Genomic DNA, 12566 nt, shown 5'->3' on the forward strand with positions numbered 1-12566 from the left:
GCTCTAATTGATCGATCTAGAATTGCGGAGAGCCCCGCTGCAAACGTGTTCTGCGCGCAACGACGTGTTCGCGCCACACGGTGAAAATGCCTGCCGCCACGACGATGGCGGAGCCAACGATCATCGTGAGGCTCAGCTTCTCGCTGTAGATCACCACGCCGATGATCGATGCATAGACGAGTTGCAGATATGTCAGCGGCTGCACGGCGGCAGCATCCAGCATATCGTAGGCCCGGATGAGAAAATAATGACTCGAGATGCTGGTCAGACAGACAAGCGTCATCCAGCCCCAGTCCCACCCCGACATCCAGGTCCAATAGAAAGGTCCGACAAGCGTCATGGCGATGCCGCCGACGACACCCGTGTAGAAGAAGCTCGTCATCGCCGAGTCGTCCCGACTGACAAGCCGCGTAGCGATGACGTAAAATGCAAACAGGAAGCATGAGAAGACAGCAAGCAGCAGCTTGACGTCGAAAAACTCGCCTTCCGGCTTCAGGATCAACAGCACCCCGACCAGACCCGCACCAATTGCCGTCCAGCGGCGCCAGCCCACCCGTTCGCCAAGGATCGGCATCGAGAGCAGCGCAATCAGAATCGGGGTTGCGGAAAAGATTGCCTGCGAGTGGGCTAGGCCGATCAGGGCGAAGCAATTGATGACAAGGACAACCTGAGAGGCCAGCAAAACGCCCCTGAAGACCTGCAGGAGCGGCCTCTTTGTCTTAGCCGTCTGCTTGAGGCCACCCCTCATCTTGCAAGCAAGCGCAATGGTGAATGCGGCAAAGGCCCAGTAGCGGATCATGGTGATGAAGACGGGCGGATAGGCGGAGGCCAGGTGCTTCGAGATGCCGTCCTGCAGCGAGAAGATGGTGATCGCCAGCAGGACGAAAATATATCCTTGGGTTTTGGATTTCATGCGTACGGGGTCTTATTGTGGGGGGATCAGGCAGAGGACGACGAAGCCGCTGCTCCGATTCTGCGACATTCTGCCGATTTCAGCTCTCTGTCAAAGCCCGACATTTGGCCTGTCGATGACTTCACGCAGGGCGAAGCTGGAGTTGATCTTTACGACATGCGGGAGTGCTGAGAGCCAGTCGCGATGGATGCGCTCGTAGTCCTCGAGGTCGCGCGCGGCGACACGGAGAATGTAATCGTATTCGCCCGACATCAGATAACAAACCAAGACGTTCGGACAGCGTTTCACCGCGGCTTCGAATTCGGAGAGCGTCTTCGCAAATTGGCCCGACAGGGAGATGTGCACGATCGCGATCATCTTGTAGTCGAGCGCCTTGTGAGAGACGTGGGCGTGGTAGCCGCGGATGACGCCTCGCTTCTCCAGTATATCAAGCCGCCGAGAGCAAGCCGATGGCGACAGTCCAACCTTGGCTGCAAGGTCGGCATTGGTAATGCGGGCGTCGGACTGAAGCGTCTTCAGAATCGCAAGATCGATGGCGTCGGGTTCTGACATTCGAAGAACTTTCGATTGTTTGCTCTAATTCGCAATATTCTTCGAAAATCACCCGCTGCGCAAACCTTCTTTGCAAGGACATTTCGCGGGTGTGGTGATTGGATTTCCCGGTCAAAAACACTCCGCGAAGCGGACATAATGAGAGAGGAACGCTCAATGCGTGTCGGTTGCCCGAAGGAAATCAAGAATCATGAATATCGTGTCGGACTGACACCTGCATCCGTTCGTGAATATGTCGCCCATGGCCACGAGGTCTGGGTTGAGACCAAGGCGGGCGCCGGCATCGGTGCTGATGACGCGGCCTATGCGGCCGCTGGCGCAAAGATTGCCGCCTCGGCCAAGGAAATCTTCGAGAAGTGCGATATGATCGTCAAGGTCAAGGAGCCGCAACCCTCCGAGTGGGCGCAGCTTCGCGATGGCCAGATTCTCTACACCTATCTTCACCTCGCGCCCGACCCGGAACAGACCAAGGGTCTCCTTGCGTCCGGCGTCACCGCTGTTGCCTATGAGACGGTAACGGACGATCGGGGCGGTCTGCCCCTCCTTGCGCCGATGTCCGAGGTGGCCGGACGCCTGTCTATACAGGCTGGTGCGACCGCCCTGCAGAAGGCCAATGGCGGGCTGGGTATCTTGCTCGGCGGCGTTCCCGGCGTGCTGCCGGCGAAGGTCGCTATTATTGGTGGCGGCGTCGTCGGCCTGCATGCCGCCAGGATGGCCGCGGGCCTCGGCGCCGATGTCAGCATCCTCGACAAGTCACTGCCCCGTCTCCGCCAGCTTGACGATATCTTCGGCGGTCGCGTCCATACGCGCTATTCCAGCATTCAGGCTCTGGAAGAAGAAGTTTTCGCGGCGGACCTCGTCATTGGGGCCGTGCTCATTCCGGGCGCCGCCGCGCCGAAGCTTGTGACCCGCGAAATGCTGTCGGGGATGAAGCGAGGCTCTGTCATCGTCGACGTTGCCATCGACCAGGGCGGCTGCTTCGAGACGTCGCATGCAACGACCCATTCCGAACCGACCTACGTTGTCGATGACGTGGTGCACTACTGCGTCGCCAACATGCCAGGCGCCGTGCCGGTCACCTCGGCACATGCCTTGAACAATGCAACGCTGGTTTACGGTCTGGCGCTGGCCGATCGCGGCCTGCGTGCGATTGCGGAAGATCGTCACCTCAGGAACGGTCTCAATATCCACAAGGGACGCGTCACCAATAAGCCGGTGGCCGAAGCGCTGGGCTACGAAGCCTATGCTCCGGAAAGCGTACTAAACGTGGCGTAATTCCCATCACGTTACGTGAGGCAGGCTGGTCGCATTCTCCTGCGACCAGCCTTTTTCCATCATCTGTCTATACGGCATTGATAGCAGTTGTTGCGTGCCGACCGCACATGCACGTAGGCAATCTCCGGCCGCTCGAGGAGCTGGGTGGCATAGGAGCGGATATCGGGTGTCAGAGTTACCGCGCCTGTGCCGTACACGATCCGGTTATCGGCATTGTAACCGCGCACGATGAAATCCGGGCTGGTCAGAACCGGCGGCAGGACCTCTTCTGCGGCATAGCGCTCGCAGGGCTCCTTGTGAAGAAAGACCGGACCGGTCTCCGCATAGGGCTGAAGCTCCGGAAACGGCCGGTAGGCGAAGACCAGCAATTCCTCGCCGGCATCGATATTCTTCAGGCAATGACGGCAGGGATGGCCAGGCCCGTCGGAAACCATCGTCTCGGGCAAGAAACCGTAGGCGTCTGTACCGCCGTTCCAGAGATTCTCGGCGTCGGCGGTGGGCATGGCGGAAAAGCGGATGTCGGTCATGGCGGATCTCCTTGCTGATTGCCAAGAGATGCGCCTTTATCGGGGTCGAAACCACCCGATTCCTGCCAGAGCCCTCGAGGGCTCCAGCTCCTGGCCGACTCACCAGTCCTTCTTGCTCAACTCCAGAAGTTCCTTGTCGCTGAGCGGCCGGACGATGCCCGAACCGGTGGAGACCGGTGAAAAGCCGAACATCTGGTAGAGCTGCAAAGCGCGCGGGTGATCAAGATCGTTGGTCGTCGTCGTCACCCGCTTCGGATTGAGCGTCCAGATTGCGTAGAGCGCCTGCAGCAGGAACCACTTTCCGATCCCCAGGCCAAGCGCATGCTCGAACAGCCCGAAGTGGCTGAGCTCGATCGTGTCCTCATCCTCGACGAAGTACTCGTAGAAGCCAGCAGGCGCGCCGTTGACGTAGAGCACGCTGATATTGTTGCGTTTGTCGTGCAGCGACCTGGCCAAATCCTCGTCAAGCATCCGCAGCCGGTCCACCCACTGCCACCTAGCACCGACCTGACGGTAGAGATAGCGATAGAATGGCAGCGGAATGTCGGGAGCTCGCATGATCGCCGTCTGGATGTTGATCGGCACCGGAAGGCTTGCCTTCGGCGGTGCCGTCATTTCCAGGCGCGTAATATGGGCTTTTAGGGAAGAGGGGGGCTTCACCATCGTGTCAGGCTTTGACCGGTTCCGGCGGACCGGTGACAACAGGCGTGTCGTCCCGGCCACCCCATTCGCTCCAGGAACCGTCGTAGAGCTTGTTGTCGGTATGGCCGAGGGATTCCAGCGCCAGCGTGATGATGGCCGCGGTGATGCCCGAACCGCAGGACGTGACCACGGGCTTCGACAGGTCTACGCCCGCCTCCTCGATCGTCTGCTTGAGTTCCGGCAGGGATTTGAAGCGGCCCTGGGTGGCGAAGACACCCGATGGCAGGTTTCGCGCGCCCGGCATGTGACCGGAGCGCATGCCAGCGCGCGGCTCAGGCTCGACCGCTGCAAAGCGGCCCGCGCTCCTGGCATCCGCTATCTGCAGCGCGCCGCTTGCAACGATATCCCGCATGGCATCGAGATTGACGACCCGCGAGGCGTCATAGGTGGGCTTGAAAACCTTTGGCTCGTGGCGCGGAACGGTGGCCTCAAGCGGCCGACCCTCCGCTTTCCATCCGTCCAGTCCACCATCGAGTACGTACACATTCCGTGCGCCCATCACGCGAAACAGCCACCACACACGCGGCGATGCGAACATCCCGATGCCATCATAGACGACAATATGATCGTTTTCCCCGATGCCGAGCTTGCCGACTTCGGTTGCGAAAAACTCTGGCGAGGGGATCGTGTGCGGCAGCAGTACGGAATGATCCGCGATCTCGTCCTGATCGAAGCGGATGGCGCCCGGGACATGGCCGGCGGCGTATTCGGCGTCGGCATCGCGCTTCTGCGCCGGCAGATAGAAGGACGCATCCAGGACGCGTAAATCCGGCTTGCCCAATTCCGCCTGCAGCAAATCGGCCGAAACGACGAAACGGCTCTTTTCTTCGCTCATTCTACTCTCCCTGGGCTTCAGGCTTCGTCGCCGGGAGCGCCGAAGCGAATACGGAAGCGACGGTTTTCCTTGCCCTTCTTTTCGATCTTGGCAATATGAATCTGACCGACTTCCTGAGTTTCGGACACATGTGTGCCGCCGCAGGGCTGGCTGTCAATCGCAGAGTTTTCGCCGATGCAGACAAGGCTGACCCGACCGAGCCCGATCGGCGGACGGACGTTCTTAGATTTGACAATACCAGGGTTGGCAGCAAGCTCCTCGTCGGTGATCCACTGCAGGTAGACCGGATAGTTCTGCCGCACCAGTTCCATGAGTTTTTCGGTGACGTCGTCCTTGTCGATCGTCTCGGTCATATCGAAGTCGACACGGCTCTCATCCTCGCCGACAGCTGCACCCGTGATCGGATAGGAGCAGACGACGGAGAGCAGGTGACAGGCGGTGTGCATCCGCATAAGCTTGTAGCGGCGCGGCCAGTCGACATGCAGTACCAGCTTCTCGCCGACGGCCGGCTGTTCCTGGCCCTCGAGCGGCACATGCACGACGATGTCCTTGGTCGCTCCATGCTTCGTCTGCCCAAGCGTGATCTTGCTGCCATCGGCGCGCTCGAGGAATCCCGTATCGCCCGGCTGGCCTCCCGATGTCGCATAGAAGCAGGTTTGATCCAGCTCAATGCCCCTGTCGTCGTGAACGGCGGTTACCACCGCCTCGCATGTCGAAAGATAGAAATCGTCACGATAGAGGGCATTGACGGGCATGGGGTCTCACGCTGCTGGTTCGTATGGGATCTGTATGTCTTGCGTCTTGACGAGCCACGCCGGAACCGGCAGGCCCTTCGACGTCAGGAAATCGGGGTTGAAAAGCTTGGACTGGTAGCGGTTGCCGTAGTCGGCGAGGATTGTCACGATGGTATGGCCGGGACCGAGCTCCTTGGCAAGGCGTACTGCGCCGGCGATGTTGATTGCCGTCGATCCGCCCAGGCACAAACCTTCATGCTCGACGAGATCGAAGACGTAGGGCAGGGCTTCCGCATCCGAAATGCTACAGGCGAAATCGGGCGTGAAGCCTTCCAGGTTCGCTGTGATCCGTCCCTGACCGATCCCTTCGGTGATCGAGGAACCCGACGCTTTCAATTCGCGGTTCTTGTAGAATTCGTAGAGCGCGGCTCCGTCGGGGTCGGCCAGGCCGATCTTGATGTCCTTGTTGAATGCCTTGAGGCCGGCGGCCACACCCGCAAGCGTCCCGCCAGAGCCGACGGAGCAGATAAAGCCGTCGACTTTGCCGTTGGTATCGTTCCAGATCTCGCTGGCCGTCGTTTCGATGTGCGCCTGCCGGTTGGCGACGTTGTCGAACTGGTTCGCCCAGATCGCGCCGTTGGGATCCGTCTTCGCCAGCTGTTCGGCAAGCCTTCCTGAGACCTTCACATAATTGTTCGGGTTCTTGTAGGGAACGGCGGGCACCTCGACGAGTTCGGCGCCGAGCAACTTCAGCGCATCCTTCTTTTCCTGGCTCTGCGTCTCCGGGATGACGATTACGGTCCGGTAGCCGAGCGCCTTTGCAACGACCGTCAGGCCGATGCCGGTATTGCCGGCGGTCCCCTCGACAATGACGCCGCCCGGCCGCAGCAGGCCCTTCTTCTCTGCGTCGCGAATGATGTAGAGCGCCGCGCGATCCTTGACCGACTGGCCGGGATTGAGGAATTCCGCCTTGCCGAGAATAGTGCAGCCGGTCGCTTCCGACGCACCCTTGAGCTTGATCAACGGGGTGTTGCCGATTGCCTCTAGAACGGAGGGATGGACGGTCATGGACTCTGCCTCTTTTGAACGCTTAGTTTAGGAACGGTCTTTTCCCTTCACAAGGCTAGGTTGGCAAGAAATGCTATTCCATCCCTTTGAGCGCAGCGACAAAATTAGACTTCGCCGCCGTCCAGGCACTCGAGCCAGAGCCGTTCGCCGGCCTTGTGATCCGGAGATTGACTTTCAGCGTAGGGATGACGACAAAGCAGTCTCCAGAAGCAAAAACAACCGAAACCGTCATGGTTCATGAGCATATCGACACGGTCGATGCGTTGATGGCGCATTACGTCGCCGGATCCCTTCCTGAGCCGGCACGCGTGCTGGTCGAATCGCATCTTGAAATGAAGCCCGATCATCGCTTGCTGGTGAGAGATCTGGAATCCCTTGCTGGGGAGGCCCTCGAGGAGACACCCGAAGCTGCAATGGGCGATCGCGAGGTGCGCCTCGCCGCGGTCTTCGCCTCTGCGCTGCCAGCTGAAAGGCCAGCCGATCTGCCGACAAAACAGGGGTTCTTCCCGAAGGCGATTCGCAACCTGGTCGGCTATGATGTGGATACGGTCCCCTGGAAGACGAAGCTTCCCGGCTTCAAGGAGTACTCGACCGATATCGATGGATGCGAAGTCAGCCTGATGTGGATCAAGGCTGGCCGGGCTTTGCCTGCACACACCCACAAGGGCATGGAGCTCACCTTGATCCTGGACGGCGCGTTCAACGACAGTCGCGGCCATTTCGGGCCTGGCGACATCTCCGTAGCGGACGAGAGCGTCGACCACCGACCTGTTGCCGAAAAAGATCGTCCCTGCATCGCGTTTTCGGTTTTTGACGCGCCGATCAAGCTCACCGGCTCCTTCCCCCAGTTCATCCGAGACCTGATCGGCTGAAAGCAGCCACAATGGCGTGATATTCCCTTGAAACCGGGAGATGGCGAGGAACTCCCGGACCTGTTTTGACGTTTGGAAAACAGCCCGGAGGAGATGTGCCATGCCAGATTTCGTCGCCCGTCCCGAACATGGAATAGCCTGGATATCGGGCGCGAGTTCCGGAATCGGGCGAGCGTTGGCATTGAAGCTCGCCGGAGACGGATACAAGGTCGCCGTCACCGCTCGCGACCACGAGAAGCTTGCGGAATTGCAGGCCGAAGCTTCGGACCTACCCGGCAGCATCATCGTGCTCGACGGCGATGTCACCAACGCCGAAGACATGGAGCACGTGCTTGCGTCAATCGAATATGAACATGGCGCACTTGCGCTGGCGGTTTTCAATGCGGGGGTCTATTTCCCGGTCCACGCGGAAGAACTGAATCTCAGCGATTTCGAGCAGAGCTTCGCGGTCAATCTGCAGGGTGTCGTGAATTGCCTCATCCCGGCCGTGCGGCACATGAAGGCCAAAGGGCAGGGGCAGATCGCCGTCGTTTCATCGGTATCAGGCTATGGCGGCCTGCCGACAAGCGCGGCCTACGGTGCGACCAAAGCCGCCTTGATCAACATGGCCGAGAGCTTGAAATTCGATCTCGACAAGATGGGCATCCGCATTCAGCTCATCAATCCGGGCTTCGTCGATACGCCTGTGATTAAGAAGAACAAATTCTCGATGCCCTCGCTGGTCTCGGTCGAGGAGGCCGCCGAACAGATTTCGGCAGGACTCAAGTCTCAACGCTTCGAGATTACCTTCCCGAAGCGCTTCACCTACATGATGAAGCTCGTCAATCTTCTTCCCTACGGGCTCTATTTCTGGCTGGTCAATCGCTCGACGGGATGGCGGGAGCGACCGCTTGAAAAGCACGCCCGTCCGGCGATGCCGCATCCTGCGGAGTGATGTTCAGTTTCCAGGCAAGGACGAGGCGGATGACGGCCAGACAGGAGGTCATCTGCCTAAAAGGGCCGCCATCCGCTCTCGTCAGCTCCGCGAATAGACGTCCTGGCGAACGTCTATGTTCTAGTGCGGAAGTCTGCTCACATTCGAAATAACTCGAACTCCCAACGGCCGTTTGAAGCGCTCATCAAAACCAAATAGGCGAATGCGCTCCAATGTCGACCAAAAACGCTCGCGCCTTTCGGCAGGAGGCGCAGTCTAACCAGAAACAAAAGTCTCTGACCAGTGACAATTCAGCTTCTGGGAGCGGTATTGCCACCGTGGCTTCCTCCGCCGAGCGGGTCGGCAGCACAAAAGGGAAGGGCCGGTTAGACCGGCCCTTTGGAAATCAACGATGTGTCAGATCAGTCGTCGCTTTCGCGGCAGGCGTCATTGATGGATACGCCGCTCTCGCTACCACGGGTATCAACACCCGAATTCGCTTGCGGCATGCCTCGGCAATCCAGCGCCTCGGCTGTGGTGTGATACTCGGCGTTGTCATCGGGTCAACCGGAGCGACAGTGATCGGATGCGTGCCGTTTCACTGCTCGTTTAGTCGCCGGGGTAGGTGCTGGACCTCGGATTTTTCGAGCCGCCATTGGTCGGGCCGATCGGGTCGGGAACGGATTGGGCAAAAGCGGAGGTCGCCAGACCAGCGGCAAAAATCGCGCGGATTTTTCACCGGTCGCCCAACTTTCGCGGGCTTTTTCTTCTGCAGGTAAAATTGTTCCGATGCTGATCCGAAGCCTGTATGCGCAAGGTATTAGAAGGAGCATCTAGGGCTGAGCTTTTCGATCTCATTTTCCGGGAACTAGACCAATGGCTGGCGTGGTCATTACCTGCTCCAACAAAAGCAGCGCGCCGGCTGACTTTTTTGCGAAGTCCGCAGCGCGCAGCCGTTCATCGGAGGTTGATGCCTGTTAACCCAGGCTCGCAGCCTGAAAGGATGATCCGATGATGAAGAAGATTTTGCCCGCACTCGCAGCCATGGTCCTGGCTGGATCTTTCGCCCTGCCGCTAAACGCCGCGCCAATTGGCGTACCGAAAGCAGCACCTATCCACACCGCCGACGTCGAGCAGGTCAAGCACCGCGGCCACGGTAACGGATATGCGAATGGCCACTGGAAGAATCGGCGGTACGCTTATCGCGACTGTCGGTATTACGGCTCGTGCTACCGTCCGCGGTATTACGGCTATCCCCGATACGGCTATCGCGACTAGTACCCCTACAATCGTAGGTCAGGCGTGAGCCTGTATTTTAACTTCTAGTCAGCAGTGCCACGGGCGCCAACCGTGGCACCCACGAAAAGAAGCCGTCGGCGCGAATGTCGACGGCTTTTCTTTGAGAACTGCCACTATCATCGACCGTATTCGACAGAGAATGTCACATCGACCTCGTAACCGAAGTCATCGCCGGTCGTGGTCGTGGGGCATCGCAGCTTTTACAGTTCTGCTCGAGACGGTCTCCCTGAACCCGGTCGGCAGCGAAAGTTTCATTAGAAAGTTTCCGGCTCCTTCATCCGACTCCAGGGGGCCATCATGCTCCACGCCCCACGATCCCACCCAAATATTTGGGCGGTCCGTTGGGATCGATGCAAATGTATTCCCGACATAAGCGAATCCGATTGAATACGGGCGACCGGTTTCCGACCAATCGTCAATATCCATCGTTGGGATGTGGAAATCCTGCAATATGTTCATTGCACGGTGGTCATCGCCTGCGGAAACACGAAATCAAAACTCCCCTCCACCAACGCTGGATGGGTCGCCATCATTGAGAATGCGCATCTGGGAGAATTGCACCGTCACCCTCCGCCCGAGCGTCGCGAAATTGCTTCGTCAGCACGTCCCAGTTTCCGCCGGGATCGACGACCATGATCGTGAAATGAAAGGCGTTTCCGGGCACCAATGACTCCAATGTGACGTGATGCGTTCTGCCAGAACTGGGAGTGATTTTTATCCTACCGACCGGGTCTCGGAGGACTGGGATTCCGCTGTCAAAACTTGGCGGCTCCATGGTTGCTGTCAGGCGACATGTAAAACTGGTCCGGTAGCGACACCTAAAACTGGTCCCCCTTTTACACCTTAGGAGGGACTGATGGACGTCGAGACAGGTACGAAGATCTCCGCGAGATTGGCGCGGAGAGAAGCGATGCTCGAACCGGACGAGGTGACTGCGATGCTGCGGCTCAAGAAGCTGGGTTGGGGCACTAGGCGGATCGCGTTGGAGCTTGGCTGCTCTCGTACGACGGTGCAGCGATATATCGAGACGGGTGGCTGGCGCGGGTATCGACGAGCCCGCAGGGAAACGCAACTGTCAAAGCATGAGGCGTGGGTTCGTGAGCGGTTCTTTCGCCATGGCGGCAACGCTGATGTCGTGCGGCAGGATCTGGGCCGTGAACTCGGCATCGAGGTCAGCCTCCGCACGGTTGAGCGGGCTGTCAGTGGGTATCGCCAGCAGCTTGCGGCGCTAGCGTTGGCGACAATGCGCTTCGAGACCCCGGCCGGTCAGCAGATGCAGATTGATTTTGGCCAGAAGAGAATGGAGATCGGAGGCGAGAAGGTTCGGGTCTACATCTTCGTGGCGACACTTGGCTACTCGCGTCGCACGTTCGTGACTGCGTTTCTTCACGAACGTCAGTCTGCCTGGTTCGATGGCATCGAGGCAGCGTTCAGGCATTTTGGCGGTGTCACAAGCGAGGTCTTGCTCGATAATGCTGCGGCATTGGTGACACGGCACGACGCGGTGACGCGCGAGATTGTGTTCAACGATCGACTGCACGCCTTCTCTCGTTACTGGGAGTTCCGTCCTCGCGCTTGTGCGCCATACCGGGCGCGCACCAAGGGCAAAGACGAGCGCGGCGTCGGGTATGTGAAGCACAACGCACTTGCCGGACACAGCTTTGACAGCATGGAGGCGCTTCACCGGCATCTGGCGTGGTGGATGCGCACGGTTGCCGATCTTAGATGCCATGGCACGACAGGCGAACCACCACTCGAGCGCTTTGTTCGCGACGAAGCTGCGACGCTACGTCCACTAAACGGCAGGCCTCCATTTCGTCAGATTCGAGAGCTGCTGCGCAAGGTTCACGTCGACTGCGCCGTTGAAGTCGACACCAACGCCTATTCGGTCCCTTCGCGGCTCATCGGCGAGATTGTCGAGGTGACAATCAGCGGGGGACAGGTCCGCGTGTTCCATGCTGGACATCTTGTCGCGAGCCATGCCGAGGCACACGGTCGTCATCGACGTCTGACGGATCCCGCCCATTTTGCCGGCGTTAGTGGCTTCGGCATGCCTGTCAAGCAAGCCGCGGGGGCCGATTTCCCGGCTCCCAAGCTACCCGACCTTCTTCGCCCGCTGTCGGAATATGAGCGGCTAATCGGAGGGCAATGGTGATGATAGTTGATCATGACACGCTGATCGGCTGGCTGAGCCGACTGAAGCTGACGGCCATCCGCGATCAGCTCGACAACCTCCTTGACGAAGCGTCACGGGCCGACTTTACCATCCGCGAGACACTCGCATTCCTGTGCGAACGCGAGATTGCAAGGAAGGACGAACGACGCATCATCATGGCGATGAAGATCGCGCATTTCCCGCATGTACGAGATCTCGAGGGATTTGATTTCGAAGCGCAGCCCAGTATCGATCCGCAACAGATCCGAGAACTTGCCACCGCCCGTTGGGTGGCAAATGGCGATGCATTGCTGCTTCTTGGCCCGCCTGGCGTTGGGAAGTCCCATCTCGCGATCGCGCTTGGAAGAGAGGTCATCCGCCAAAACTACACGGTGCTGTTCACTACGGCGCAGGCATTGGTTGCAACGCTCGTGAGAGCCCATGGCGAGGGACGCCTGGAAGAGCGGCTCGCGTTTCTTGCCAAGCCCAAGCTGCTTATCATCGACGAGCTTGGCTATCTTCCGTTCGACCCCAACGCCGCCCATCTGTTCTTCCAGCTCGTGTCCAGGCGCTACGAGCGGGGTGCAATGCTCATCACGTCCAACCGCAGTGTCGGAGAATGGGGAACAGTGTTCGGCGAACCAAGCATCGCAGACTGCCGCTATTGTCGACGGGGTGGTGCATCATGTGACTATCATTGACCCGCGCCACGGCCTTGCGG

At 59.1% G+C, this 12566-nt stretch carries 13 protein-coding genes and 3 pseudogenes; 6 read left to right on the plus strand and 10 right to left on the minus strand.

Annotated features, from left to right (window positions below):
• Window positions 1-16: 16 nt before the first annotated feature.
• Window positions 17-913 carry a DMT family transporter gene (locus tag AS026_RS11475; protein WP_025659113.1) on the minus strand — a complete coding sequence of 299 codons (897 nt, stop codon included), beginning with the start codon at window positions 911-913 and terminating at the stop codon, window positions 17-19.
• A 90-nt stretch (window positions 914-1003) separates the two neighbouring features.
• Window positions 1004-1465: an Lrp/AsnC family transcriptional regulator gene (locus AS026_RS11480; protein WP_018856958.1), complete on the minus strand. Its 462-nt coding sequence runs from the start codon at window positions 1463-1465 to the stop codon at window positions 1004-1006.
• Between the two features lie 156 nt (window positions 1466-1621).
• On the opposite strand from AS026_RS11480, the gene ald reads away from it, so the two are divergent.
• Window positions 1622-2740 (plus strand): alanine dehydrogenase, encoded by a 1119-nt coding sequence (gene ald, locus AS026_RS11485; protein ID WP_025659112.1) that lies wholly within the window; start codon window positions 1622-1624, stop codon window positions 2738-2740.
• Between the two features lie 59 nt (window positions 2741-2799).
• Here the strand turns inward: ald and AS026_RS11490 are convergent, their stop codons facing one another.
• From AS026_RS11490 to AS026_RS11510, 5 genes are all read right to left on the minus strand, one after another.
• Window positions 2800-3267, minus strand: a complete 468-nt coding sequence (locus tag AS026_RS11490) for a DUF1203 domain-containing protein (RefSeq protein WP_025659111.1) — start codon at window positions 3265-3267, stop codon at window positions 2800-2802.
• 99 nt (window positions 3268-3366) lie between these two features.
• Window positions 3367-3930, minus strand: a complete 564-nt coding sequence (locus tag AS026_RS11495; RefSeq protein ID WP_025659110.1) for a GNAT family N-acetyltransferase — start codon at window positions 3928-3930, stop codon at window positions 3367-3369.
• Window positions 3931-3934: 4 nt separating this feature from the next.
• On the minus strand, window positions 3935-4804 hold the full coding sequence (sseA, locus tag AS026_RS11500) for a 3-mercaptopyruvate sulfurtransferase (RefSeq protein WP_062369677.1): 870 nt from the start codon (window positions 4802-4804) through the stop codon (window positions 3935-3937).
• Between the two features lie 17 nt (window positions 4805-4821).
• The gene (locus tag AS026_RS11505; protein ID WP_025659108.1) at window positions 4822-5559 is read right to left on the minus strand and encodes an alanyl-tRNA editing protein; all 738 of its coding nucleotides are present in this window, start codon (window positions 5557-5559) and stop codon (window positions 4822-4824) included.
• 6 nt (window positions 5560-5565) lie between these two features.
• Window positions 5566-6606 carry a cysteine synthase A gene (locus AS026_RS11510; RefSeq protein ID WP_062369678.1) on the minus strand — a complete coding sequence of 347 codons (1041 nt, stop codon included), beginning with the start codon at window positions 6604-6606 and terminating at the stop codon, window positions 5566-5568.
• 185 nt (window positions 6607-6791) lie between these two features.
• Here AS026_RS11510 and AS026_RS11515 point away from each other — a divergent pair, with 185 nt between their 5' ends.
• A complete protein-coding gene (locus tag AS026_RS11515) occupies window positions 6792-7478 on the plus strand; it encodes a ChrR family anti-sigma-E factor (protein ID WP_062369679.1) in 687 nt (228 codons plus the stop codon).
• Between the two features lie 100 nt (window positions 7479-7578).
• Window positions 7579-8412, plus strand: a complete 834-nt coding sequence (locus tag AS026_RS11520) for an SDR family NAD(P)-dependent oxidoreductase (RefSeq protein ID WP_062369680.1) — start codon at window positions 7579-7581, stop codon at window positions 8410-8412.
• 137 nt (window positions 8413-8549) lie between these two features.
• On the opposite strand, the pseudogene AS026_RS44470 reads toward AS026_RS11520, so the two are convergent.
• Both AS026_RS44470 and AS026_RS44175 read right to left on the minus strand, forming a co-directional pair.
• A pseudogene (locus tag AS026_RS44470) lies at window positions 8550-8761 on the minus strand (SAM-dependent methyltransferase); the annotation flags it as partial.
• 52 nt (window positions 8762-8813) lie between these two features.
• A pseudogene (locus AS026_RS44175) lies at window positions 8814-9123 on the minus strand (hypothetical protein).
• Between the two features lie 279 nt (window positions 9124-9402).
• Here AS026_RS44175 and AS026_RS11525 point away from each other — a divergent pair.
• Entirely contained in the window at window positions 9403-9669 is a 267-nt protein-coding gene (locus tag AS026_RS11525; RefSeq protein ID WP_425349788.1) for a hypothetical protein, read from the plus strand.
• Window positions 9670-10219: 550 nt separating this feature from the next.
• On the opposite strand, the gene AS026_RS43975 is transcribed toward AS026_RS11525, so the two are convergent.
• Complete coding sequence (locus tag AS026_RS43975; protein WP_280949575.1) at window positions 10220-10354, minus strand: hypothetical protein; 135 nt, start codon at window positions 10352-10354, stop codon at window positions 10220-10222.
• 192 nt (window positions 10355-10546) lie between these two features.
• Between AS026_RS43975 and istA the strand changes: the two genes are divergently transcribed.
• Window positions 10547-11845 carry an IS21 family transposase gene (istA, locus tag AS026_RS11535; protein ID WP_062369591.1) on the plus strand — a complete coding sequence of 433 codons (1299 nt, stop codon included), beginning with the start codon at window positions 10547-10549 and terminating at the stop codon, window positions 11843-11845.
• Window positions 11842-12566 (plus strand): annotated as a pseudogene (istB, locus tag AS026_RS11540) (IS21-like element helper ATPase IstB); the annotation flags it as partial. The gene istA and the pseudogene istB, both read left to right, overlap by 4 nt.

The sequence above is a fragment of the Rhizobium altiplani genome (assembly GCF_001542405.1).
GTDB classification, from domain to species: Bacteria; Pseudomonadota; Alphaproteobacteria; order Rhizobiales; family Rhizobiaceae; genus Rhizobium; species Rhizobium altiplani.

Excerpts from the sequence above, each read along its gene's own strand:
- ald (WP_025659112.1), top strand. The coding sequence starts at position 1,622 with ATGCGTGTCGGTTGCCCGAAGGAAATCAAGAATCATGAATATCGTGTC.
- AS026_RS11520 (WP_062369680.1), top strand. The coding sequence starts at position 7,579 with ATGCCAGATTTCGTCGCCCGTCCCGAACATGGAATAGCCTGGATATCG.
- AS026_RS11525 (WP_425349788.1), top strand. The coding sequence starts at position 9,403 with ATGATGAAGAAGATTTTGCCCGCACTCGCAGCCATGGTCCTGGCTGGA.
- AS026_RS11480 (WP_018856958.1), bottom strand. The coding sequence starts at position 1,465 with ATGTCAGAACCCGACGCCATCGATCTTGCGATTCTGAAGACGCTTCAG.
- sseA (WP_062369677.1), bottom strand. The coding sequence starts at position 4,804 with ATGAGCGAAGAAAAGAGCCGTTTCGTCGTTTCGGCCGATTTGCTGCAG.
- AS026_RS11515 (WP_062369679.1), top strand. The coding sequence starts at position 6,792 with ATGACGACAAAGCAGTCTCCAGAAGCAAAAACAACCGAAACCGTCATG.
- AS026_RS11490 (WP_025659111.1), bottom strand. The coding sequence starts at position 3,267 with ATGACCGACATCCGCTTTTCCGCCATGCCCACCGCCGACGCCGAGAAT.
- AS026_RS11505 (WP_025659108.1), bottom strand. The coding sequence starts at position 5,559 with ATGCCCGTCAATGCCCTCTATCGTGACGATTTCTATCTTTCGACATGC.
- AS026_RS11495 (WP_025659110.1), bottom strand. The coding sequence starts at position 3,930 with ATGGTGAAGCCCCCCTCTTCCCTAAAAGCCCATATTACGCGCCTGGAA.
- AS026_RS11510 (WP_062369678.1), bottom strand. The coding sequence starts at position 6,606 with ATGACCGTCCATCCCTCCGTTCTAGAGGCAATCGGCAACACCCCGTTG.
- istA (WP_062369591.1), top strand. The coding sequence starts at position 10,547 with ATGGACGTCGAGACAGGTACGAAGATCTCCGCGAGATTGGCGCGGAGA.
- AS026_RS11475 (WP_025659113.1), bottom strand. The coding sequence starts at position 913 with ATGAAATCCAAAACCCAAGGATATATTTTCGTCCTGCTGGCGATCACC.